Source organism: Pseudomonas sp. D2002 (genome assembly GCF_013385735.1).
GTDB lineage: Bacteria > Pseudomonadota > Gammaproteobacteria > Pseudomonadales > Pseudomonadaceae > Aquipseudomonas.
Window position 1 is genome coordinate 132709 of sequence record NZ_JACAPL010000004.1, and the last position, 23066, is coordinate 155774.

19 protein-coding genes are annotated in these 23066 nt (G+C 61.8%); 12 read left to right on the plus strand and 7 right to left on the minus strand.

Annotated elements, in window-relative coordinates:
- Positions 1–67: 67 nt before the first annotated feature.
- A complete protein-coding gene (locus HX783_RS09455) occupies positions 68–1357 on the minus strand; it encodes an MFS transporter (RefSeq protein WP_159961121.1) in 1290 nt (429 codons plus the stop codon).
- A 455-nt stretch (positions 1358–1812) separates the two neighbouring features.
- Between HX783_RS09455 and HX783_RS09460 the strand changes: the two genes are divergently transcribed.
- Both HX783_RS09460 and HX783_RS09465 read left to right on the plus strand, forming a co-directional pair.
- The gene (locus HX783_RS09460; RefSeq protein ID WP_003176975.1) at positions 1813–2217 is read left to right on the plus strand and encodes an acyl-CoA thioesterase; all 405 of its coding nucleotides are present in this window, start codon (positions 1813–1815) and stop codon (positions 2215–2217) included.
- A gap of 57 nt (positions 2218–2274) precedes the next feature.
- On the plus strand, positions 2275–3174 hold the full coding sequence (locus tag HX783_RS09465) for a D-hexose-6-phosphate mutarotase (protein WP_177016719.1): 900 nt from the start codon (positions 2275–2277) through the stop codon (positions 3172–3174).
- A 119-nt stretch (positions 3175–3293) separates the two neighbouring features.
- Here the strand turns inward: HX783_RS09465 and HX783_RS09470 are convergent, their stop codons facing one another.
- The 5 genes from HX783_RS09470 to HX783_RS09490 all read right to left on the minus strand — a co-directional run bounded on the left by HX783_RS09470 (position 3294) and on the right by HX783_RS09490 (position 7091).
- Positions 3294–3830 carry a DUF3299 domain-containing protein gene (locus HX783_RS09470; RefSeq protein WP_106575906.1) on the minus strand — a complete coding sequence of 179 codons (537 nt, stop codon included), beginning with the start codon at positions 3828–3830 and terminating at the stop codon, positions 3294–3296.
- A gap of 77 nt (positions 3831–3907) precedes the next feature.
- On the minus strand, positions 3908–4153 hold the full coding sequence (locus tag HX783_RS09475) for a GlsB/YeaQ/YmgE family stress response membrane protein (RefSeq protein ID WP_010168336.1): 246 nt from the start codon (positions 4151–4153) through the stop codon (positions 3908–3910).
- A gap of 106 nt (positions 4154–4259) precedes the next feature.
- Entirely contained in the window at positions 4260–5345 is a 1086-nt protein-coding gene (locus HX783_RS09480; protein ID WP_083356067.1) for a 5-(carboxyamino)imidazole ribonucleotide synthase, read from the minus strand.
- 12 nt (positions 5346–5357) lie between these two features.
- Positions 5358–5849: a 5-(carboxyamino)imidazole ribonucleotide mutase gene (gene purE, locus HX783_RS09485; protein ID WP_003195648.1), complete on the minus strand. Its 492-nt coding sequence runs from the start codon at positions 5847–5849 to the stop codon at positions 5358–5360.
- A 333-nt stretch (positions 5850–6182) separates the two neighbouring features.
- Positions 6183–7091 (minus strand): LysR substrate-binding domain-containing protein, encoded by a 909-nt coding sequence (locus HX783_RS09490; RefSeq protein WP_177016720.1) that lies wholly within the window; start codon positions 7089–7091, stop codon positions 6183–6185.
- A gap of 182 nt (positions 7092–7273) precedes the next feature.
- Here HX783_RS09490 and aspA point away from each other — a divergent pair, with 182 nt between their 5' ends.
- From aspA to HX783_RS09525, 7 genes are all read left to right on the plus strand, one after another.
- Positions 7274–8698 (plus strand): aspartate ammonia-lyase, encoded by a 1425-nt coding sequence (aspA, locus tag HX783_RS09495; RefSeq protein WP_053258714.1) that lies wholly within the window; start codon positions 7274–7276, stop codon positions 8696–8698.
- A 392-nt stretch (positions 8699–9090) separates the two neighbouring features.
- On the plus strand, positions 9091–10542 hold the full coding sequence (locus tag HX783_RS09500) for a sodium:alanine symporter family protein (protein ID WP_177016721.1): 1452 nt from the start codon (positions 9091–9093) through the stop codon (positions 10540–10542).
- A gap of 83 nt (positions 10543–10625) precedes the next feature.
- Positions 10626–11609, plus strand: a complete 984-nt coding sequence (locus HX783_RS09505) for an asparaginase (RefSeq protein WP_177016722.1) — start codon at positions 10626–10628, stop codon at positions 11607–11609.
- Between the two features lie 93 nt (positions 11610–11702).
- Positions 11703–16304 (plus strand): DUF6543 domain-containing protein, encoded by a 4602-nt coding sequence (locus HX783_RS09510; RefSeq protein ID WP_177016723.1) that lies wholly within the window; start codon positions 11703–11705, stop codon positions 16302–16304.
- A 62-nt stretch (positions 16305–16366) separates the two neighbouring features.
- Positions 16367–17359: an AraC family transcriptional regulator gene (locus tag HX783_RS09515; RefSeq protein ID WP_177016724.1), complete on the plus strand. Its 993-nt coding sequence runs from the start codon at positions 16367–16369 to the stop codon at positions 17357–17359.
- A 132-nt stretch (positions 17360–17491) separates the two neighbouring features.
- On the plus strand, positions 17492–18526 hold the full coding sequence (locus HX783_RS09520) for a histone deacetylase family protein (protein ID WP_177016725.1): 1035 nt from the start codon (positions 17492–17494) through the stop codon (positions 18524–18526).
- Positions 18523–19614 carry a polyamine ABC transporter substrate-binding protein gene (locus tag HX783_RS09525; protein WP_177016726.1) on the plus strand — a complete coding sequence of 364 codons (1092 nt, stop codon included), beginning with the start codon at positions 18523–18525 and terminating at the stop codon, positions 19612–19614. The genes HX783_RS09520 and HX783_RS09525 overlap by 4 nt, the downstream gene beginning before the upstream one ends.
- 14 nt (positions 19615–19628) lie before the next feature.
- Here HX783_RS09525 and HX783_RS09530 read toward each other — a convergent pair whose 3' ends face one another.
- Positions 19629–21176 (minus strand): PLP-dependent aminotransferase family protein, encoded by a 1548-nt coding sequence (locus HX783_RS09530; protein WP_177016727.1) that lies wholly within the window; start codon positions 21174–21176, stop codon positions 19629–19631.
- An 87-nt stretch (positions 21177–21263) separates the two neighbouring features.
- On the opposite strand from HX783_RS09530, the gene HX783_RS09535 reads away from it, so the two are divergent.
- The 3 genes from HX783_RS09535 to HX783_RS09545 are packed head-to-tail and all read left to right on the plus strand — an operon-like array spanning position 21264 to position 23027.
- On the plus strand, positions 21264–21902 hold the full coding sequence (locus HX783_RS09535) for an FMN-binding negative transcriptional regulator (RefSeq protein ID WP_177016728.1): 639 nt from the start codon (positions 21264–21266) through the stop codon (positions 21900–21902).
- Positions 21899–22345 carry a GNAT family N-acetyltransferase gene (locus HX783_RS09540; protein ID WP_177016729.1) on the plus strand — a complete coding sequence of 149 codons (447 nt, stop codon included), beginning with the start codon at positions 21899–21901 and terminating at the stop codon, positions 22343–22345. The genes HX783_RS09535 and HX783_RS09540 overlap by 4 nt, the downstream gene beginning before the upstream one ends.
- 10 nt (positions 22346–22355) lie before the next feature.
- Positions 22356–23027: a GNAT family N-acetyltransferase gene (locus HX783_RS09545; protein ID WP_159961143.1), complete on the plus strand. Its 672-nt coding sequence runs from the start codon at positions 22356–22358 to the stop codon at positions 23025–23027.
- Positions 23028–23066 lie beyond the last annotated feature (39 nt).

Sequence of the window (23066 nt, forward strand, 5' to 3'; positions counted from 1 at the left end):
TAGGACTGAGCGCAGGGACGCGGAGCGTCCCAGGCGGCGTTCCCACGCAGAGCGTGGGAACAATCTCTTAGCGACCGCGCTTCCACAGGTACCCACCCACCAACGTCCCCATTACGCACAGCACGGCGACATAGTAAGCAGGGCCCATCGGGCTTTCCTTCATCAGCAGCGACACCGCCAGCGGCGTCAAACCACCAAACACGGCGTAGGCGACGTTATACGAGAACGACAACCCGCTGAAACGCACCACCGGCGGGAAAGCCTTCACCATCACGTACGGCACCACACCGATCACACCGACGAACAGGCCGGTCAGGGTGTACAGCGGAAAGAGCCAGTTCGGGTGATCAAGCAGGCTGTGATACAGCGTCCACGACGTCGCCAACAGCAGCAAGCAACCGATGACCAACACGCGGCCTGCGCCAAAACGGTCGGCCAAGGCGCCGGAGGCGATGCAGCCTAGGCTCAGCGTGACAATCGCCAGGCTGTTGGCCTGCAGCGCCACGGTCGGGCTGAAGTGGTAGACGGTTTGCAGCACGGTCGGGGTCATCAGGATGACCACCACGACACCGGCCGACAGCAGCCAGGTCAGCAGCATCGACAGCACGATGGCGCCACGGTGGTCGCGCAATACCGCGCGCAATGGCAGCTCGGCGGCCAAGGTTTTGCGCTGCTGCATTTCGGCGAAGATCGGCGTTTCATGCAGCCAGCGGCGCAGGTACACCGAGAGCAGACCGAACACGCCGCCCAGCAGGAACGGGATTCGCCAGGCGTAATCCGACACCTGCTCCGGGCTGTAAAGAGTGTTGATGGCGGTGGCCACCAGCGAGCCGAGCAGGATGCCGGCGGTGAGGCCGCTGGTCAGGGTGCCGCAGGCGTAGCCGATGTGGCGCGGCGGCACGTGTTCGGAGACAAACACCCAGGCGCCCGGTACTTCGCCGCCAATCGCCGCGCCCTGAATCACGCGCATCAACAGCAGCAGGAGCGGCGCCCACAGGCCGATCTGCGCGTAAGTCGGCAGCAAGCCCATGATCAAGGTCGGCACGGCCATCATGAAGATGCTCAAGGTGAACATCTTCTTGCGGCCCAGCAGGTCACCGAAGTGCGCCATGATGATGCCGCCCAGCGGGCGTGCCAGGTAGCCGGCGGCGAAGATGCCGAAGGTCTGCATCATGCGCAGCCATTCCGGCATGTCGACGGGGAAGAACAGTTTCCCGACCACGGTGGCGAAAAACACGAAGATGATGAAGTCGTAGAACTCCAGCGCCCCGCCCAAGGCAGACAGCGACAGGGTTTTGTAGTCGTTGCGGGTCAGCGGGCGCGACGGTTGCGCACTGCTTGCGGGCACGGAGGACATGGCAAGGCTTCTCTTATAGTAATGACGGCAAGCCCGGGACTTGCGGCGGGTCTGGCAAGATAGCAAATCGCTTGAAAAAGCACAGCGTCCACCGAATAACACTTTGCAGGCGCGCGTTATTCCCCGTTTTTTCCCTTTATTAGCCATCAGAAGCACAGTTGCAGGAAAAAGCCGCATTACAGCCGTGATTTGCCGACCAAATGAGCGCCGGGAGGTCGTCGCGGCGCCAGCGTCTCGATATACTCGGCCCGTGCAAGCGCCAAACCCGCTGTCTTGAGGGGCTGCTGTGCCAAACCGTCGTTGGGTGCCATCCAGCCGATTTGGCAGAGTTTCCCTTTAGTTCGCCTTACGAGAAACGCATCGAGCGGTGTATGTTGGTGCTGAAACGTTTTTCCAGAAGACGGCTATCCACTTGAAATACCCATGAAGCGTCACGGGTCAGAGGCACCCTCGGCATGATCGAACTCGAACAAGAAGATCCTATCCCGCAAGGCGATCTCGCCCTGCAAATTACCGCACTCCCGCGCGAAACCAACGGTTTTGGCGATATTTTCGGCGGCTGGCTGGTCGCGCAGATGGACCTGGCCGGCACGGCCATGGCGAGCAAAGTCGCGGGTGGGCGTGTCGCCACCGTGGCCATCGATCGCATGGCGTTCCTGGTGCCGGTCGCGGTCGGCGCACAGTTGTCCTTCTACACCCAGGCCCTGGAAATCGGCCGCAGCTCGATTCAGATGATGGTCGAAGTGTGGAGCGACGACCCGCTGTCCAGCGAATGGCGCAAGGTAACCGAGGCAGTATTTGTGTTCGTGGCCATCGATGGCAGCGGCCGTACGCGCTCGGTTCCATCGCGCGCGCGTTAAACATCGCCGGGTTTTGACGGTCAATTGCCCCATTGCCTGCCATTTGAGAGCACTGCTATGCCTACGCCCCACGTTGAAAGCATGAAAATCGACGAGCTGGACTGCTGGCGCATTCGCCACAACGGCGCGCAAGTGCTGGTGGCCCAACAGGGCGCGCACATTTTCAGTTACCAGCGCCAGGGCGAGCAGCCGGTGATCTGGCAGAACCCTGAGGCCTTATTCAAACAGGGCAAAGGCATTCGGACCGGCGTGCCGGTGTGCTGGCCGTGGTTTGGCGTGTTCGACCGCAACCCGCAGAGCGTCAAGGCCATGCGCCAGAGCGATCAGCCTGCCGGTGCCCATGGTTTTGTGCGCACCGCACTGTGGGAACTGGCCGGGACCGAACTTGAAGGCGATGCATTGCGCGTCGACCTGGTACTGCCAGTGCCGGCGGGCGGTTTTCCCGGCTGGCCGCATCAGGTCGACCTGAAGCTGAGCCTGCTGTTGGACGATCAACTGCATATCCGCCTGACCAGCCATAACCGTGGCGACCATACCGTGACCCTGAGCCAGGCGCTGCACACTTATTTCGCCGTGAGCGATGTGCGCAACGTTCAGGTCGAAGGCCTGGACGGGCTGGCGTATGTCGACACGGCCGATGGCTGGAACAGCAAGCAGCAAGCCGGGCTGCTGCATTTTATTGCCGAGACCGACCGTATTTACCTGGATACGCCGTCGCAGCTGAGCATTGTCGACAAAGACTGGCAGCGCCGCCTCCAGCTCACCAGCCAAGGCTCGAACTCCACGGTGATCTGGAACCCGTGGACCGAACGCGCCAAGGCGCTCGACGACATGGCCGATGATGGCTGGCAGGGCATGCTGTGTATCGAGACGGCGAATGTGCTGGATGATGTGGTGAGCTTGGCGCCCGGTGAAAGCCATACGCTTGGCGTAAGCATCACCCCTCTCGCCTTGTAAACCCAATCAAAAATGTGGGAGCGGGCTTGCTCGCGAATACGGTGTGTCAGCCACATATGCGCTGACTGACACCCTGCATTCGCGAGCAAGCCCGCTCCCACATTGGGTTCTGCGGCAAATTAAAGATCGGACTCTTTGACCGCCCGCACTTTCCCCGCATCCAGCGCGTACGCCGCATCCGCCAAATCGTTATTAACCTTCTCCACCTTCAAAGTGCCCGTGACCCACAGCGGCGTGTAGATATCGTCCAGCTTCAGCCCCTTGGGATAACGTACCAGCACCAACTGGTTCGGCGGCGGTGGCGGCACGTGGATGCAGGCGCCTGGGTACGGCACCAGGAAGAACAGCGTACTGCGGCCCTTGGCGTCGGTTTCCAGCGGCACCGGGTAGCCGCCGATACGGATGTTCTTGCCGTTCATGGCGGCCACGGTCTTGGTCGAATACATCACCGCCGGCAAGCCTTTGCTTTGCTTCAGGCCACCTTTGTCGGTGAACGTGCCTTGGGCTTCGGGGGAGTTGTGGTCGATCTCGGGCATGGCTTCGAGGGCTTTCTGGTCCGACAGCGGCATCAGGTCGAGCCAGTCGGTTTCCGGCAGTTCGCCGGCGTGCGCCAGGCCAGAGCCCAGCAAGAGGAGAGTCAACAGAAGACGGCGCATGGTGAGGCTCGGCAAGTACAGGTGGCGAGCATTCTAGCCCTCTGCGCCTGCGCAGCGCAGAGGGCTTTGTCGCTTAATTACTTTTTACGCAGCAGGCCGTAGATCACCAACAGCACGATGGCGCCGATCAGCGCACCGATAAAGCCCGCGCCCTGACCCGCCTGGTAGATGCCCAGGGCCTGACCACCGTAGGTGGCGACCAGGGAACCTGCGATACCCAGCAGGATGGTCATGATCCAGCCCATGCTGTCGTCGCCAGGCTTGAGGAAACGCGCCAGCAGGCCGACGATCAAGCCGATAAAAATGGTTCCGATGATACCCATGGCATTTCCCTCTGATTGAATGTGAGTCATGACAAAGCCTAGTCAGGCTTTGCCATCCTGCAATCAGAGAGACGGCGGCAACAGATGGTTCCCGCCGACTCCAGGGTTATTGCTCGGCGATCAGCGCTTCGACCTTGAGGATCTGCGCTTGCAGCGTCGCACGGTCTTTGCAGCGCAGGTTGGCGTGACCCACCTTGCGCCCGGCCTTGAAGGCCTTGCCGTAGTGATGCAGGTGGCAATCATCAATCGCGATCACGCGCTCAACCGGCGGCACCACACCGATGAAGTTAAGCATGGCGCTCTCGCCGACCTTGGCCGTGGAGCCCAACGGCAAGCCCGCCACCGCCCGCAGGTGGTTTTCGAACTGGCTGCACTCGGCGCCTTCGGTGGTCCAGTGCCCGGAGTTGTGCACACGCGGCGCGATTTCGTTGGCCTTGAGGCCACCGTCGACTTCAAAGAACTCGAACGCCATCACGCCGACGTAATCCAGCTGCTTGAGCACACGGCTGGAATAGTCTTCGGCCAGGGCCTGCAGCGGGTGGTCGGTGCTGGCCACGGACAGCTTGAGAATGCCGCTGTCGTGGGTGTTGTGCACCAACGGGTAGAAGCGGGTTTCGCCATCGCGGGCACGCACGGCGATCAACGACACTTCACCGGTGAACGGCACGAAGCCTTCCAGCAAGCAGGCGACGCTGCCCAGCTCGGCGAAGGTGCCGACTACGTCAGCAGCGGTGCGCAGGACTTTCTGGCCCTTGCCGTCGTAACCCAGGGTGCGGGTTTTCAGCACAGCCGGCAGGCCGATGCTGGCAACGGCGGCGTCCAGATCCGCCTGGGACTGGATGTCGGCGAAAGCCGGCGTCGGGATGCCCAGGTCTTTGAACATGCTCTTTTCGAACCAGCGGTCGCGAGCGATGCGCAAGGCTTCGGCGCTCGGGTACACCGGCACGAACTGCGACAGGAAGGCCACGGTTTCGGCCGGGACGCTTTCGAATTCGAAGGTCACCAGGTCGACTTCATCGGCCAGTTGGCGCAGATGATCCGGGTCGCTGTAGTCAGCGCGCAGATGCTCACCCAGGGCTGCCGCGCAAGCGTCCGGCGCCGGGTCCAGGAAAGCGAAGTTCATCCCCAGCGGGGTTCCCGCCAGGGCCAGCATGCGGCCCAGCTGGCCGCCACCGATTACACCGATTTTCATCAATCAACAACCTCAGGCGATACGTGGGTCTGGATTGTCCAGCACGCTGTCTGTCTGCTCAGCACGGAATTTTTTCAGCACCGCGTGAAACTGCGGGTGCTTGGCGCCCAGGATGCTGGCGGACAGCAAGGCAGCGTTGATCGCGCCGGCCTTGCCAATCGCCAGGGTAGCCACCGGAATACCGGCCGGCATCTGCACGATGGACAACAGCGAATCCACGCCCGAGAGCATCGACGACTGCACCGGTACGCCAAGCACTGGCAGGTGAGTCTTGGCTGCACACATGCCTGGCAGGTGCGCCGCACCGCCGGCACCGGCGATGATCACCTCGATGCCACGGGATTCTGCTTCATCGGCATACTGGAACAGCAAATCCGGAGTGCGGTGGGCGGAGACCACTTTCACTTCGTAGGGAATGCCGAGTTTTTCCAGCATATCGGCGGTGTGGCTAAGGGTGGACCAATCGGACTTGGAGCCCATGATCACGCCAACCAATGCACTCATCGTCGTGCCTCTTCTCTCTGGGCGCCCGCAGGCGCGTCAAAAAACAACAAGCCACGCGGGAAATCCGGCGTGGCTTGTTGTACGAAATTAGGCCGGTTTGGACCGGCCGAAGGCCGCGCAGTATACCGTAATAATTGAGATAAACAGCCCCTGGAATGACCATCTGTCCAGTGGCGCAAACCAGCGGTTTTATTGACTTTCAGGTCAGCGAAAACACCGCGAAACTAATGTGGGAGCGGGCTTGCTCGCGAAGGCGGTGTATCAGCCACATATGGGTTGCCTGACACGACGCTTTCGCGAGCAAGCCCGCTCCCACATTTGATCTGTGTGGGCTCAGGTATTCTGCGCCGCCCCGCCTTCCAGCTTGCGCCACAACAACCGTACGTTGGCCTTGCGCACCAGGGCGCAGCGGTACAGGCGAATCTCCAGCGGCACATGCCACTGCGGGCCGCCGCACACCACCAGCTCACCCCGCGCCAACTCCGCCCGCACGCTCAAATGCGGCACCCAGGCAATGCCCAGGCCTTCCAGGGCCATGCTCTTGAGGCTGTCAGCCATGGCTGTTTCATAAATGGTGGTGAAACGCAGGGCGCGCTGACGCAGCAGCAGGTTCACCGAGCGTCCGAGAAATGCACCGGCGCTGTAGGCCAGCAAAGGCACGCTGCCCTCACCCTCCAGGCCAAACAGTGGCTTGCCTTCGGCATCGGCTGCGCACACCGGGAGCATTTCGGTATTGCCCAGGTGCAGCGACGGGAAGATCTCCGGGTCCATCTGCATCGCCGCGTCCGGGTCGTAGAACGCCAGCATCAGATCGCAACCGCCTTCGCGCAAAGCGTGCACGGCGTCACCGACGTTGGTGGCAACCAGCCGCGTGGCGATGTTCAGGCCCTCATTGCGCAGTTGCGCGATCCAGCGTGGGAAGAAGCCCAATGCCAGCGAGTGCGCCGCCGCCACTTGCATGACTTCGCCCTGACCGCCTTCCAGGTGATGCAAATGGCGCAAGACTTCACCGAGTTGCTCGACCACCGTGCGCGCAGTCACCAGGAACAACTGCCCCGCCGCCGTCAACTCAACCGGCGTGCGCGAGCGATTGACCAGCGTCAGGCCGAGCGCGGCTTCCAGGCTGCGGATACGACGACTGAACGCCGGCTGGGTGACAAAGCGTCGCTCCGCCGCCTGGGAAAAACTGCGAGTTGCCGCCAAGGCGCTGAAGTCTTCCAGCCATTTGCTCTCTAGGTTCATCACTTCCTCCCACGGGTACGCACCATTTTGGCACACACGCCCGCCATGATAACCGGGTCACACCTACATTATGCCGTTTGTGCATAGGCCAGTGTTTAACAGCATTGGCCCAAAAACTCCTACAAGCCTAGCATTCGCAGCGTTCCGGCCAGTTCCGGGTCCATATCGAGATGATTTCCGTCATGTCCTCCGCTGCATCATTCCGCACAGAAAAAGACCTGCTTGGCGTACTCGAAGTACCTGCTCAAGCGTATTACGGCATCCAGACCCTGCGAGCGGTGAATAACTTCCGCCTCTCGGGCGTTCCGATTTCGCATTACCCGAAATTGGTGGTCGGCCTGGCAATGGTCAAGCAAGCGGCCGCTGACGCCAACCGCGAGTTGGGCCAGCTCAGCGAAGCCAAGCACGCTGCCATCAGCGAAGCCTGTGCCCGTCTGATCCGCGGCGATTTCCACGAAGAGTTCGTGGTGGACATGATTCAAGGCGGCGCCGGCACTTCAACCAACATGAATGCCAACGAAGTCATCGCCAACATCGCGTTGGAGGCCATGGGCCACAACAAGGGCGAGTATCAGTACCTGCACCCTAACAACGACGTGAACATGGCGCAGTCGACCAACGACGCCTACCCAACCGCGATCCGCCTGGGTCTGCTGCTGGGCCATGACGCGCTGCTGGCCAGCCTCGACAGCCTGATTCAGGCATTCGCCGCCAAAGGCGTCGAATTCAGCCACGTGCTGAAAATGGGCCGCACCCAGTTGCAAGACGCTGTGCCGATGACCCTCGGCCAGGAATTCCGCGCTTTCGCCACCACCCTCGGTGAAGACCTGGCCCGCCTGAAAACCCTGGCGCCAGAGCTGCTGACCGAAGTGAACCTGGGCGGCACCGCCATCGGCACCGGCATCAACGCCGACCCGCGCTACCAGGCCCTGGCCGTACAGCGCCTGGCGCTGATCAGCGGTCAGCCGCTGGTGCCGGCCGCTGACCTGATCGAAGCGACTTCCGACATGGGCGCCTTCGTGCTGTTCTCCGGCATGCTCAAGCGTACCGCGGTGAAGCTGTCGAAGATCTGCAACGACCTGCGCCTGCTGTCCAGCGGCCCACGCACCGGCATCAACGAGATCAACCTGCCGGCACGCCAGCCAGGCAGCTCGATCATGCCCGGCAAGGTCAACCCGGTGATCCCGGAAGCCGTCAACCAGGTTGCATTCCAGGTTATCGGCAACGATTTGGCCCTGACCATGGCAGCCGAAGGCGGCCAACTGCAGCTGAACGTGATGGAGCCGCTGATCGCGTTCAAGATCTTCGACTCGATCCGCCTGCTGCAACGCGCCATGGACATGCTGCGCGAGCATTGCATCGTCGGCATCACCGCCAACGAAGCGCGTTGCCGCGAACTGGTGGAGCATTCCATCGGCCTGGTGACCGCGCTGAACCCGTACATCGGCTATGAAAACGCCACCCGCATTGCGCGTATCGCCCTTGAAAGCGGCCGCGGCGTGCTGGAACTGGTGCGCGAAGAAGGCTTGCTCGACGACGCCATGCTCGACGACATCCTGCGCCCCGAAAACATGATTGCCCCACGTTTGGTCCCGTTGAAGGCCTAACGTTTGTTGCACCGCTCACCAGGTTGAGGGACTAGACACCTCTCACCTTTTGAGGGCCTGAAGGCTCGTTCTTCAGGCCCTTTTTTTTGCCTCAAGGTTGTGAAATGAAGCCCATAAAAACTCCAATATCGCCCCACAAACCCTCCTTGCCTGCAACAGCTTGGCTGAAACCTTTAATCGCCCCGTGCAGACGGATCACGCTCGCCTAGGTATAGTGCCGCCCCTCTTCGCGTCTGCGGCCGTCGGTAACGAGGCCCGGATACAACGCGAAAGCGCATGAATAACAACACCCGCAAAAGGATTGGGGTCGAAGCGTCGTGCACTGCCTGGTGCTAGACGATGCGTCGGACCGTCCTGCGTTTGCCATTAGAAAAATCAGCGAGGAACACTCCATGCTCGAAGTCATCAACGACTTCCTCTCAGGGAAAGTACTGATCGTGCTCATTGTCGGGCTCGGCGGTTATTTCACGATCCGCTCGCGTTTCGTTCAACTGCGTCACTTTTTCCACATGTTCTCGGTGTTTAAAGACAGCCTGAAGAGCAGCTCCGGCCAGCTCAGCTCGTTCCAGGCGCTGATGCTCAGCCTGGCCGGCCGCGTGGGTGCCGGTAACATCGCCGGTGTCGGCATTGCTGTGACCCTGGGTGGCCCCGGTGCCGTGTTCTGGATGTGGGTCACCGCGCTGGTGGGCATGTCTTCGAGCTTTATCGAGTGTTCTCTCGGCCAGCTGTACAAGCGCACCGACGCTGAGGGCACCTACCGCGGCGGCCCGGCCTACTACATTCAGCACGGCCTGCAAAAACGCTGGCTGGGTATGGTCATGGCGTTCCTGTTGCTGGTGACCTTCGGTTTCGCCTTCAACGGCCTGCAAGCCCACGCTGTGACCCACTCGCTGAACAACGCGTTCGGCCTGGACACCACCTACACCGGCCTGGCGCTGGCGGTATTGCTGGGCCTGGTATTTATCGGCGGGATCAAGCGGATCGCCTCGATTGCCGACCTGCTGGTGCCGGTCAAGACGCTGGTCTACATCGCCGTGACCCTCTACGTGATCGTGCTGCAATTCGACCACGTGCCGGCCATGCTCGCGACCATCGTCAAGAGCGCCTTCGGCCTCGACCAAGCCTTCGGTGGCCTGGTGGGCAGCGCGATCATCATGGGTGTGAAGCGCGGCGTGTTCGCCAACGAAGCCGGTTTGGGCAGTGCGCCTAACGTGGCAGCCGTGGCCTCGGTAGAACACCCGATCGCCCAAGGCGTGGTTCAGGCGTTCAGCGTGTTCCTCGACACCTTCGTGATCTGCACCTGCACCGCGTTGCTGATCCTGCTCTCCGGTTTCTACACCCCAGGCTTTGAAGGCGACGGCATTGCCCTGACCCAGAACTCCCTGGCGGCGGTAGTCGGCGACTGGGGCCGGATGTTCATCTCGGTGGCGCTGGCGTTGTTCGTGTTCACCTCGATCATGTACAACTACTACCTCGGCGAGAGCAACCTGCGCTTCATCGTGGGCGACAATCGCAAGGTGCTGATGGGCTACCGCGCGCTGGTGCTGGTGCTGATTTTCTGGGGTTCCATCGAGAACCTGAGCACCGTGTTCGCCTTCGCCGACATCACCATGACCCTGCTCGCGTTCGTCAACCTGTTCGCCCTGGCGTTCCTGTTCAAGATCGCCATGCGCATCCTGAACGACTACGACAACCAGCGCGCGGCGGGCATCAAGACGCCGGTGTTCGACTCCAGCCAGTTCCCTGACCTGGACCTGGATCGCAAGGCTTGGCCTGCGAACCCCGTGAAGCCTGAGCCAACCGCTCAAGCCACGGCTGATCTGAACGCTCAAGCGCAACGCTAAGCGTAGGCAGCCTAGATAGATGACACGCCGCCCGGCCTTGGGCATGCTCTGGGCCCGGCGGCGTTTTTCGTTCAGGAGATTTTATGCAAACCGCTAATAACGTAATGGTGCTCTACACCGGCGGCACTATCGGCATGCAGGCCAGCGCTAACGGCCTGGCGCCCGCTTCAGGTTTCGAAGCGCGCATGCGCGAACAGCTTGCCAACCAGCCAGTCCCCGCTTGGCGCTTCCGGGAAATGGCGCCGCTGATCGACAGCGCCAACATGACCCCGGCCTACTGGCAGCGCCTGCGCGTCGCGGTGATCGAGGCGGTGGATGAAGGCTGCGATGCCGTGCTGATCCTGCATGGCACCGACACCCTGGCCTACAGCGCGGCGGCGATGAGCTTCCAACTGCTGGGCCTGCGGGCGCCGGTGCTGTTTACCGGTTCGATGTTGCCTGCCGGCGTGCCCGACAGCGATGCCTGGGAAAACGTCAGCGGCGCCCTGGCGGCGTTGGGCGAAGGCCTGGCACCGGGCGTGCAGTTGTTCTTCCACGGCGCGCTGATGGCGCCGACCCGTTGCGCGAAAATTCGCAGCTTTGGCCGCCATCCTTTCGCCGCACTGCAACGCAACGCCGACATGGCCAAGGCCGGGACACTGCCTGCCGCCCTGGATTACCGCCAGCCCAAAGCGCTGGCCAACGTCGGCGTGTTGCCGCTGGTGCCGGGCATCGCAGCCGGGCAACTGGACGCGTTGATCGACAGCGGCATCCAGGCGCTGATCCTCGAATGCTTTGGCAGTGGCACGGGCCCCAGCGACAACCCGGCGTTTCTCGAAGGCTTGCAGCGCGCACGGGATAGCGGGGTAGTGGTGGTGGCGATCACCCAATGCCATGAAGGCGGCGTCGAACTGGATGTGTACGAAGCCGGCAGCCGTTTGCGCGGCGTGGGCGTGCTGTCCGGTGGCGGCATGACCCGCGAGGCGGCGTTCGGCAAACTCCACGCCTTGATCGGAGCAGGCCTTGCCACTGACGAAATCCGCCGCCTGGTGGAGCTGGACCTGGGTACGGAACCACGTCCTAGATAAGTACCCCCCTTCCTGACTTGCCGGTTTCTAGCATGGGAACCCCGAGCGTATGCCTCGGGTTGTTCCCATCCATCGGCAAGACAGGGATGCACCATGACTACTCCAAGCGCTACCCCGCAGGCTGCAACATCCGAAGCGCTCACGCTTAAACTGATCACCCAACTGTGCGTCGGCCCGTCGATAACCGAGGCTGCCTGCGAACTGCTGCGCGAAGCGCTAAACGAACAGTATCCCGACCTGCATATCGACCCTCATACCACAATGATGGGCAGGCCGACCTGGGAGCTCGTCGACAACACGATCACGTCAAACCCCGCACGCTATTGGACCCTCAGCACCCTCTTGGCCAGGCAGGCCATCCTGAAAGTGCCGACCTTGTGCATAGAGGGCGAGCACTTTCTCACCCAGCTCCCCTTGGCTGAGCCTGCGGTTCACCTGCCGGTGCGTATTGTGCAAATCGCCAACACCATCAATATCCTGGCGCCAGTGCTGTTCCAGGCATTCAAGGAACAGGTGGTGGATTTCTGGAACAGCAGCAAAGGTGGCGGCCCGCAATGGCACGAACTGGCCAATACCCTGCGCAACGCCTGGAACGTGCAAGAGGTGGACGGCTGGACCGAGGACGACTGTAAGTTGGCCCGCAGCCTGTATCACTCGCCCGACCCGGCAGATCGCCAGAGCGGCGACACACGCCAGCGCCAGGCGTGCCTGGTTGACGTTGATCTGCTCAGCGACGGCAAGGTCAGCCACACCCACCAGATATTTATCGCCGTGCTGCTCGGGCAGTCCAAAGGCAAAACCGTCATCCTCAGCCACTCGTTCGACGGCTATAAAAAGTTCACCACCCAGGAACAGCTGGGTGAGTACCTGACGACCTTGTTGTACCGACCACCGCCCTATGAACGCTTGCAATGGCGCCTGTATGAGCCGGCCGGGGATTTTTTCCAGAACCTGGCCTGCACCCTGGTCACGCTGCAAATCGACGCCCTCACCCGCCTCGCCCCTGGCACGCCCACCGCGCCGAGCGAGACGCCCTTGAGCGCATTGGCGGAGCAGGCCGGACTGGTGTCCCCCAAGGGTCCTGATCTTGTGTGGTATCAGCAAGCATTGCCGGACTGGCTCGACCAGGCGTCTACCGCGGACCGGGCGTTTTATGTACGGCACCTCAAGGACCTGGCCGCACTGAACAGCCGCAACGCGGGCAAAACCTACCAGGACGATATCCCCTCGATCCGGCAGTACGCCCAGGACAGGCTCAAGACGCAGATCATCAAGGACCATCCCGACGCCGCAGAGCTGGCGTTGGAGACCCTGACCATCACGGTGCAAAAACAGGTTGTCTGGGGCACGTTCCCGTTGCCGGGTCAGGTCGAAAGCAGCACCTTCAGCCTGGCCGACCTGGCCCTGCAAAACCTGATCGCGCTGCCTGTCGGCAACCAGACCCTGCAGTTGCAGGCGCGCAAGGCCCTGCCCGCGTGGCTGACTGTGGACTACGTGAAAACGCTCATCACGCACGTCGATATCGGCACCACTTACCCGGCGCTCATTCGCAGCAAGTTGATCGACGACCCGGACGAGTCGTTGCGGCGCAGAACCTTGTACACCCAACACTTGCGTATCCAACTGCCGTTGCTGGCGTTGCAGTGCAAGGTGCGTAACGAGGCCGGGATCGACGAACGCGGCTACCGCTATGTGGCGGCCGTGATGCAAGCCGAAATCAGTGACCGTTTTGTCGACGGCCAAGCCATTGTCATGAGGCATCTGGCTTTCGTGCCCAAGCGCCGGCAGTCCAACGGCCAGGACGTGGTAAGCAACATGTACATCATCGGCCCGCAAAATGCCGACGCCGGCCCTTGCCTGTTGTATCGCCCGCTGTTCGACCCGGTGCTGCTTCAGTACCCGTCACAGGCGAACCTGTTATATGCCATCGCGCAGTCCCACGCATTGCGTGATTCGGTGGTCGCCTGGCTGCCCGACTCGGTGCGCGGCGACTACACCAACTACGTTTTCCCCAGTGACCTGCCCTCACCCTGGACCGTGGCCGACTTTCTGGTGGAACCTGACAAACTCTGGACCTACAGCGGCCCCATGAGCCTTGGCCAGCAAGCGCTCAACGGCAACCTGTTTTCCACGTTGTTTGAAGCCAACGCCAAGGCGCTGGTCGAGCTGGCAGACCGCCAATCGGTCTCCAACGCCGAAAACCGCTGGGCCACACTCAAGCAAGCCGGCTGGCTGATCTTCAATGCCGCCCTGCCCTTTATGGGCCGTATCGCCGGCACCGGGGCCTGGATCTGGCAGATCGTCGATCAAGTACAAACATGGGTCGAGGCACATGAGCACGGCGAGCAACAGGCGCAATGGTCGGCGCTCACCGACGTGCTGCTCAACCTGGGCATGGCCATCACCTTGCATGTCGCCACGCGCGCTCACCCCGGCACATCCCCTTCAAAGGTCGAGCCTGAAGCCCCACGCCTTCCCGCGAAAACGGCGGTGACTGTAGAGCAATTGCCGACGCGCACCACAGACTACGCGCCCACCGGGCACGACTTGCCACTGAACACCAGCGGCGCGATCACGCGCACCTCCGGCAGCCTGGCGACCCTGCTGGACAGTTTCGCCATCGAAAAGCCCACTGACCTTCCCGCGGTCATCACCGAGGAAGGCGTCTACCAACACCTGTACAAGCGCGAGCAGAATTACTACGCCCAAGTGGGCGCACGCTGGTTTGAAGTGACGCTGGAAGGCGACGAGACGTTCGTCATTGTCGACGCCAAACAACCCGACCGTAAGGGCCCGCCCCTGCTTCACAACGCCAGGGGCAACTGGTTTATCGACACCCGGCTGCGCCTGCACGGCGGCGGCCGCAAGGGCAAACAGAAAAGCGCCCTGGAGCAGGCGACGCTGAAGTCATCCGAACTGCGCGAGAAATTGGCGGCCTTCGAAAACGCCAAGAAAAATGTACAAAGCGACCTGCGACAGGCCCACCAGGCCATGACCGCAACGCCCGGCACTTCGACCCAGGCCAAGTTCAAACGCCAGGCTTACATGAACAAACTCGACAGCCACAGCTCGGACTACGAAGAGGCCCGGCAACAGCTGATGACCCTGAACGTTTTCACCCCCGTAACGGACTTCCAGCAAAAAGCGCTGAGCTATTTGAAGGCGCAACTGGAACTCAATGAGGCCGGTATCAGGGAGCTGCAAACCACGTTCAACCCCGCACTCAAAACCGTGCTCGAACAGCTCGAATCTCCCGCGACCTCAACCCCGGCGACCCGTGCCACAGACGCGCAGTCAGTGACTGACATGAGCAACGCCATGATCATGCGCCTGGATTACGCACAATCGCGCTTCACCGAGTTACGCGACCTTGCCCGGGAGGGCTTGCGCATGATCCAGCTCAACCAGCCTCGGCTGCCCGGCTATTCCAGCGACGACCTGCGGGCCTTGCAAGTGACGCTGGCGCGACATCTATGCCTGGCGCCGCAATCCTTCGCGACCGAGCCTGGCGCCTGGACCCTGATCAGCGAGATTGTCGACCGTGCAGACATTGCCGTGCAGACCCTGCGCGATACCCTTCAGGAGCGCAGCGAATCACGCTTGGATGAACGCATTGAAACCTTGAGCAGCCTGGTCGAGCAGTTTCAGTTCATTGATGAGCGCCTGCAGGATTTCCCTCAGGACTACACCGAACACTCGCTCACCCCACCCATTGAGCGCCTGCGTGCATTGCTCCGTGAGTTCGCCGATCGGGCCAGCGCTGAACTGGCGCCGTTGCACAATGAGCAAGAACGCCGCCGCATCCGGCCCACACCGCCGCCGTCCCCACCACGGCCGGTGAAGAAGTTCATCCATACGCGCTTCAACGGTGTACTGATTGGCGAGCCACGCTTGACCCCTGTGGGGCTCGAAACCGAGTTTGTCGACATCAAGTCACCGCTGACCCACAAAGTCATCGCCACCTTTCATCAAAAATCCCCAGGCGTCTGGGCCGAACACATAAAGCCTGCCAGTACGCCGCCCTCACCGGTTGTTCCCACGGTCGCCAACAGCATGCTCAACGGCCAAACGTTACTGGACCAACTGCCTGCCTTCCAGACGCGCGCCGATGAGCAAATCAACAAAGCCTCGCGTACCGCCATCGGCATCGAGTACATGCTTCACCAACATGCCCAGCTGCTGGAGCAGGCCAACAGGGCCATCGAAGAAGCACTGACCCAAGACAACGCCACGGAAAGCCGGCAACCCTCTGCGGTGGCGCTCGGCAAACAACTCTACGACGCCGCGCAAGCGCTTTACCTGCAGTCCAACCAGCAGGTGCAGAAGATCATCAAGCAACAGCCACCGATCATTTCCGGTGTTGAATGGCTCAAGAATCACAAACTCATCACCTTCAAAAAAACCGTCAAGCGACGCCGCCTTAAAAGCGAGATCAAGGACTATCTGGACGAGTACACCCTTACCGATGTGGCCACGCAAACGCCGCTCTGGTATGCCCACTTCCATTACTCAACCGCAGACGCACCGGCCGATAGATTTCTATCCGCGCGCTTGAAAACCCCGCAGGAGCACGCGCGCGGCAAAGCAGCGGACAGTGTGCGAGGGCTCACTGCACAGCAACGGGTGGCGTTCTATCGCAGTACCATCAGCCTGACGCAGGCCAAGCGCTTGTTTTTCCGCCCAGAGCGCGATTGACGGGCGTGCCCGGCAGCGGCACATAACTTGCTCCAGCCTGACAAACCCAGGCTGGAGCGACCATGCTGCATTCACACCTGACCACCCTCAACGCGGTCTCCCTGGTGCTCAGCACCTTCAAGGCCGAGGGGTTGCCATTTGAGGCGCTGCTGGCCGGCAGCGGTATCTGTGCGGCAGACCTGAACCGCGCCGACACGCGCATCACCACCAATCAGGAAATGCGCGTGTGCGCCAACGCGGTGGCCCTGCGCCGGGATGTCGGCCTGGAACTGGGCCGCCAGATGCACGTCTCGGCCTACGGCATGCTCGGTTACGCCCTGCTCACCAGTGCCACCTTCGGTGACGCTTTGCGCCTGGCGCTGCGGTATCCGGCGCTATTGGGAACACTCTTCGAGCTGAGCCTTGAGGCGGACGGCGAGCGCATCTGGTTCACCGCGAGCGACTACCGGGAAAATGCGAGCCTGGAAGTATTCAACGTCGAACTGTGCCTGGCATCGCTGAAAGTGATCTGCGATGACCTGCTCGGCCAGCCCCTGCCGCTGCTCGCGGCGCGCTTTGAACATGACGCACCGGATTACCTCGCGCGCTACACGGAACGCTTCCCCTGCCCGTTGCAGTTTCAGGCCACCGCCAATGCCTTCGCCTTCGACAAGCGCTGGCTCGACCAGCCTTTGCCCCTGGCAGACGCCATTACGCACCAGGCCATGGCCGAACGCTGCCGCAAACAGAACCTGGAGTTCACCGGGCGCCAGGCCTGGCTGGGCCGGATTCGCCAACTGCTCACCACCCAACTCAATGCCGCGCCCGGCCTGGACGGCTTGGCTGAGCAGATGAACTGCTCGGCGCGCACCCTGCGCCGCCACCTGCATGACCTGGGCAGCAGCTATCAGGAGCTGCTGGACGAGCTGCGCTTCGAGCGTGCCAAGCAACTGCTGACACAAGGGCAGTGGCCGATTTACCAGATAGCCGAGGCGCTGGGGTTCAGCGAAACCGCCAGTTTCAGGCACGCGTTTGTGCGCTGGAGTGGCGTGGCACCGAGCCAATTTCGCCCGTGATGCCCCATTGAGGGGCGAATTTCGGACAGACAATTTGGCCGTATTTATCCCCTTTTGGCCGCTCCTGCCGTTCTCATAAACACGGCCCGCCGCAAGACTGCATCCACTGATACAGCCTGCGGAGAACAACAAATGCTGACGATCTACTCGGACGATCACCACCTGCATCACGGCCGTTGCGAATTGATGGACGGGCAATTGATGCCCTGCTTCGAAATGCCGTCGCGCGCCGATCATGTGCTGCAACGCGTCAAAGACCGCGAACTGGGCCCGGTGCAGGCGCCGCAGGACTTTGGCCTGGCGCCGCTGCAACGCATCCACAGCCACGACTACCTCGATTTCTTCAAAGGTGCCTGGGAGCGCTGGACCGAGTTCGGCCAGGACGGCGACCTGCTGCCTTACACCTGGCCCGCCCGAACCCTGCGCCGGGTCATCCCCACCAGCCTGCACGGCCAGTTGGGTTACTACAGCTTTGACGGCGGCGCACCGATTACCGCCGGCACTTGGCAAGCAGCGTACAGCGCAGCACAAGTGGCGCTCACCGCACAGCAGGCCATCGCGCAAGGTGCCAACGCCGCCTTTGCCCTGTGTCGCCCGCCGGGGCATCACGCCGCCAGCGATTTGATGGGCGGTTATTGCTACCTCAACAACGCCGCGATTGCCGCCCAGGCGTTTCTCGACCAAGGCCGTAAAAAGGTCGCGATCCTCGATGTGGATTACCACCACGGCAACGGCACGCAGTCGATTTTTTATGCGCGCAGCGACGTGCTTTTCACCTCGATCCATGGCCACCCGGAGGCGGAGTTTCCGTTCTTCCTGGGCTACGCCGATGAGCTGGGAGAAGGCGCAGGAACAGGTTTTAACTTCAATTATCCACTGCCGGCCGGTTCCGGCTGGGAACGTTGGAGCGCAGCACTGGAGCAAGCCTGCCGAGAGATCGAGCGCTACGACGCCGAGGTCATCGTAGTGTCGTTGGGCGTGGACACGTTCAAGGACGACCCTATTTCACAGTTCAAACTCGACAGCCCCGACTACCTGGCGATGGGCGCGCGCATCGCCCGCCTGGGCAAGCCCACGTTGTTCGTGATGGAAGGCGGCTACGCCGTGGAAGAAATCGGCATCAACGCCGTCAACGTGCTCGAAGGTTTTGAGGAGTCCGCCCAATGAACATGCTCAAGTCACTCGTCCTCTGTGCAGCCGTTCTCAGCGGCGCGGCCCATGCCGAAGAGAAACCATTGAAGGTCTACAACTGGTTCGACTACATCACGCCCAAGGCGCTTGAAGACTTCAAGGCCCAGAACCCGAAGATCAAATTGGTGTACGACATCTTCGACACCAACGAGGCCCTGGAAGCCAAGCTGCTCACCGGCAACTCCGGCTATGACGTGGTGGTGCCCTCCAATGTGTTCCTGGCCAAGCAGATCGAAGCCGGGGTATTCCAGCCGCTGGACCGCAGCCAGTTGCCGAACTGGAACCACCTCGACCCCAAGCTGATGAAGCTGATCGAAGCCAACGACCCCGGCAATAAATTCGCCGTGCCCTACATGTACGGCACCATTCTCATCGGCTTCAACCCGGCCAAGGTCAAGGCGGCGCTGGGCGATAACGCGCCAGTGGACAGTTGGGACCTGATCTTCAAGGAAGAGAACATCAGCAAGCTCAAGCAATGCGGCGTGGCCCTGCTGGATTCACCCTCGGAGATCCTGCCGCTGGCCTTGCAACACCTGGGCCTGGACCCCAACAGCAGCAACCCCAAGGATTATGAAAAAGCCGAAGCGTTGCTGATGAAGATCCGCCCGTACATCACCTACTTCCACTCGTCCAAATACATGGCCGATATTGCCAACGGTGACATCTGCGTGGCCGTGGGTTATTCCGGCAGTTTCTCCCAGGCCGCCAACCGCGCCAAAGAGGCAAAAAACGGTGTGACCGTGGACATGCGCCTGCCCAAAGAAGGCGCGCCGATCTGGTTCGACATGCTCGCCATTCCCAAAGGCGCGCAAAACCCGCAGGACGCCTACACCTTCATCAACTACCTGCTGCAACCCCAGGTGATTGCGCCAATCAGTGACTTTGTCGGCTACCCCAACCCAAACAAGGACGCCACCGAACAGGTCGACCCGGCGATTCGCAATAACCCCAACCTGTACCCGACCGAAGCCGCCATGAACACGCTCTACACCCTCAAGCCACTGGGACGTGATGCCGAGCGGGCGCGGACGCGAGCGTGGACCAAGATCAAGTCGGGGACTTAACCCGGCAGGCGCCTTCACGCATGGCCAGCGCCCCATGCCTGGCGTAGCCGCGCCAGCGCCTGGGCGATGGCCGCTTCCGGCACAGCGGCGAAGCCCAGTACCAGGCCGGCGCGTTGGTCGGCGGGGGTTGCAGAGCCAGGCAGCCAATAGCTGCTCAAGCCGTTCACCTCGACGCCGGCCGCGTGCGCCTGCGCCAGCAACTGTTGCTCGCGGGCCAGGTTTTCCACGCGCACGGTCAGGTGCAACCCGGCCGCCACGCTGGGCAGGGCGCCAACGCCAGGCAAGTCGTCAGGCCAATCCGCCAGCAGGGCGTTACGTCGGCTCAAGGCGGCGCGGCGCATGCGTCGGATGTGGCGCTGGAAATGCCCGGCCGCCATAAACTCGGCCATCACCGCCTGGGTGCTGACTTCGGAGTGGCGCATGTCCACGGCGCGGCGCCGGGTAAAGGCGTCCACCAAGCCCGGTGGCAATACCAGGTAACCCAGGCGCAACGCCGGGAACGCCACCTTGCCGAAGGTGCCGACGTACAGCACTCGCCCGCTGCGGTCCAGCGCCGCCAAGGGCGACAGGGGCGCGCCGCTGTAGCGGTATTCGCCGTCGTAGTCGTCCTCGATGATCCAGCCGCCTGTGCGCTCGGCCCAGGCCAGTAATTCCAGACGCCGCGCCAGGCTCATCACCACACCGAGCGGGTACTGGTGAGAAGGCGTGACGTACGCTACCCGGCAATCACCAAGGGTATTGAGTACCTGGCAATCAATGCCTTCGGCATCCACCGGCACGCCCTGCAAGCGCCCGCCGGCCAGGGCAAACGCATGGCCCGCCGCGCGATAGCCGGGATTCTCCACCGCCACTGCGTCGCCGGGCTCCACCAGCAACTGTGCACAAAGGCTGATTGCCTGTTGCGCACCACTGGTGATCACTATTTGTTCAGCCGTGCACTGCATGCCCCGCGAGCTGCGCAGGTAAGCGGCAATCAAACCGCGCAGGCGAGCATCGCCTGCCGGGTCGCCGTAACACAGCTGCTCGAGGTCCGGCTTGCGCCAGAATGCCCCATTCAGCTTGGCCCACACCTCAAAGGGAAAGAGATCGAACGCCGGCACACCCACACGAAACGCCCGTGGCGGCCCCGATGGCGGCAGAGACAGGTGGTTGTTTTTTACCCGCTCCACGCCCGCGCTGTGGATAACTTCACTGTCCAGATCTTCCGGCAGTTTCTGCCATTTTGTGGATAAGGCTGGGGATAAGCCTGTTGAAAACCCTGTGGATACTTTTGTGGATAGTTTTTTCGGTGTAGGCAATTGGGCTACATAAGTGCCATCGCCGACCCGGCTCTCGATAAACCCCTCCGCGTACAGCTGATCGTAGGCGCGCACCACACTGTTACGGGAGATCGACAACGCCGCCGCCAAGTCACGGGTTGCGGGCAATCGCGTGCCGCTGACCAGTCGCCCGTCCAGTACCCGCTGGCGCAGAGCCTCGTACAGTTGGCGTGTCAGCCCCTGGCGGCGATCCAGCTCAATACCAGCAGGGTTAAATGACAGCGGCGGCGAAATCGGCGGCATATTGGACCTATGAAATTGGTGCCAGATGGCTCTTACAACGAACCATTAGCCTGCCTAGGATGCAGGCATTCGCCAAGGAATATTTCCATGTACACACCTCGCGCCTTTGCCCTCGACGATTTGCCCGAACTGCAGCAACTGATCCAGCACACTCGCCTGGCGCAGTTGGTGACCTTTGGTGAGCAAGGCCTGCAAGCCAGCCACTTGCCCCTGTTGCTCAACCCCGACGAAGGCCCGAACGGCACGCTTTACGGGCACCTGGCCAAAGCCAACCCACAGTGGCACGACCTCCAAAATGGCAGCGACGCGATGGTGATTTTTGCCGGTGCCGAGGCCTACATCAGCCCGGCGTTTTACCCGGCAAAAGCCGAGCACGGCAAAGTGGTGCCGACCTGGAACTATATCGCGGTGCATGCCTACGGCAACGCCGAGGTATTTACCGACGCCGAGCGCCTGCTTGCTGTGGTCACGGCACTCACCGACCGCCACGAAGGCAACCGTGCCCAGCCGTGGAAAGTCAGCGACGCCCCAGCCGACTACATTGACGGCATGCTCAAGGCCATCGTCGGCTTCGCCTTGCCCATTGATCGAATGATCGGCAAACGCAAACTCAGCCAGAACCGCAGCCAAGCCGACATTGCCGGCGTGCGCGAAGGCCTGGCCGCCAGCATCGATGTGCGCGACCAGACCCTCGCGCGCTTTATTCCCCAAGGAGCTTCAGAATGAGCCCGATCGACATCCGCCCCGTCACCGCCGCCGACCACGCCGCCTGGCTGCCGCTGTGGCAGGCGTACTTGGCGTTCTACAACACCGAGTTGCCGGACGCCGTGAGCCAGAGCACCTGGCAACGCCTGATCGACGCCAACGAGCCGACCCACTCGGCACTGGCCTGGCAGGACGGCAAAGCCGTGGGCATGGTCAACTTCATCTACCACCGCTCCAACTGGAGCATCGAAAACTCCTGCTACTTGCAGGACCTGCTGGTGGACCCGGCCCAACGCGGCACCGGTGTGGGCCGCAAGCTGATCGAATTCGTCTACGCCACCGCCAAGGCCGACGGCTGCTGCAAGGTGCATTGGTTGACCCACGAGACCAACGCCACCGCGATTCAACTCTATGAACGTATCGCCGAACGCCCTGGTTTCATTCAATTTCGCAAAGGTCTTTAAGGAGCGCAGCATGCCTATCTCACTCGCCGACTGGAAAGGCGTCCCGGCGCCCACCGTTGAACGGCTCGAAGGGCGCTTTATCCGCCTGGAAAAACTCGACCCGGCGCGCCATGGCGACGGCCTGTGGCAAGCCCTCGAAGGCCCCGGCGCCGACCCGAAGCTCTGGGACTATTTGCCCTACGGCCCGTTTGCCGAACGCGCCGCGTTTGATGCCTGGCTCAACAACCATGCCCAGCACAGCGACCCGTATTTCTTCAGCGTGATCGACCGCCAAAGCGGCGACGTGCAGGGCATCCTCAGCCTGATGTCCATCGTCCCGGCCCAGGGCCGTATCGAAATCGGCCACGTCACCTTCGGCGCACCGATGCAGCGCTCGCCGAAAAGCACCGAGGCCGTGTACCTGCTGGCCAAGTACGCGTTTGAGCAGGGCTACCGCCGCCTGGAATGGAAGTGCAACAACGGCAACGCCCGCTCCAAGTACGCGGCGGAGCGTTTGGGCTTCAGCTTTGAAGGCGTGTTCCGCCAGCACATGGTGGTCAAGGGGCAGAACCGCGATACCGCGTGGTACTCAATCCTGGACTCGGAATGGCCTACGGTTGGGGCAGGGTTTGAAGCGTGGCTGTCGGAGTCGAACCAGAGTGGTTCCGGTCAGCTGAAAACACTGGCCGAGTGCCGAGGCTGACGCTTACTCGCAACACAAAACAAATGTGGGAGCGGGCTT

What these genes read in the sequence shown, in the direction of transcription:
- HX783_RS09475 (WP_010168336.1), bottom strand. Translation starts at nt 4,153, where the DNA reads ATGGGTATCATCGGAACCATTTTTATCGGCTTGATCGTCGGCCTGCTG.
- HX783_RS09520 (WP_177016725.1), top strand. Translation starts at nt 17,492, where the DNA reads ATGCTGACGATCTACTCGGACGATCACCACCTGCATCACGGCCGTTGC.
- HX783_RS09515 (WP_177016724.1), top strand. Translation starts at nt 16,367, where the DNA reads ATGCTGCATTCACACCTGACCACCCTCAACGCGGTCTCCCTGGTGCTC.
- aspA (WP_053258714.1), top strand. Translation starts at nt 7,274, where the DNA reads ATGTCCTCCGCTGCATCATTCCGCACAGAAAAAGACCTGCTTGGCGTA.
- purE (WP_003195648.1), bottom strand. Translation starts at nt 5,849, where the DNA reads ATGAGTGCATTGGTTGGCGTGATCATGGGCTCCAAGTCCGATTGGTCC.
- HX783_RS09470 (WP_106575906.1), bottom strand. Translation starts at nt 3,830, where the DNA reads ATGCGCCGTCTTCTGTTGACTCTCCTCTTGCTGGGCTCTGGCCTGGCG.
- HX783_RS09540 (WP_177016729.1), top strand. Translation starts at nt 21,899, where the DNA reads ATGAGCCCGATCGACATCCGCCCCGTCACCGCCGCCGACCACGCCGCC.
- HX783_RS09535 (WP_177016728.1), top strand. Translation starts at nt 21,264, where the DNA reads ATGTACACACCTCGCGCCTTTGCCCTCGACGATTTGCCCGAACTGCAG.
- HX783_RS09530 (WP_177016727.1), bottom strand. Translation starts at nt 21,176, where the DNA reads ATGCCGCCGATTTCGCCGCCGCTGTCATTTAACCCTGCTGGTATTGAG.
- HX783_RS09460 (WP_003176975.1), top strand. Translation starts at nt 1,813, where the DNA reads ATGATCGAACTCGAACAAGAAGATCCTATCCCGCAAGGCGATCTCGCC.
- HX783_RS09455 (WP_159961121.1), bottom strand. Translation starts at nt 1,357, where the DNA reads ATGTCCTCCGTGCCCGCAAGCAGTGCGCAACCGTCGCGCCCGCTGACC.
- HX783_RS09510 (WP_177016723.1), top strand. Translation starts at nt 11,703, where the DNA reads ATGACTACTCCAAGCGCTACCCCGCAGGCTGCAACATCCGAAGCGCTC.
- HX783_RS09500 (WP_177016721.1), top strand. Translation starts at nt 9,091, where the DNA reads ATGCTCGAAGTCATCAACGACTTCCTCTCAGGGAAAGTACTGATCGTG.
- HX783_RS09465 (WP_177016719.1), top strand. Translation starts at nt 2,275, where the DNA reads ATGCCTACGCCCCACGTTGAAAGCATGAAAATCGACGAGCTGGACTGC.
- HX783_RS09525 (WP_177016726.1), top strand. Translation starts at nt 18,523, where the DNA reads ATGAACATGCTCAAGTCACTCGTCCTCTGTGCAGCCGTTCTCAGCGGC.
- HX783_RS09480 (WP_083356067.1), bottom strand. Translation starts at nt 5,345, where the DNA reads ATGAAAATCGGTGTAATCGGTGGCGGCCAGCTGGGCCGCATGCTGGCC.
- HX783_RS09490 (WP_177016720.1), bottom strand. Translation starts at nt 7,091, where the DNA reads ATGAACCTAGAGAGCAAATGGCTGGAAGACTTCAGCGCCTTGGCGGCA.
- HX783_RS09505 (WP_177016722.1), top strand. Translation starts at nt 10,626, where the DNA reads ATGCAAACCGCTAATAACGTAATGGTGCTCTACACCGGCGGCACTATC.
- HX783_RS09545 (WP_159961143.1), top strand. Translation starts at nt 22,356, where the DNA reads ATGCCTATCTCACTCGCCGACTGGAAAGGCGTCCCGGCGCCCACCGTT.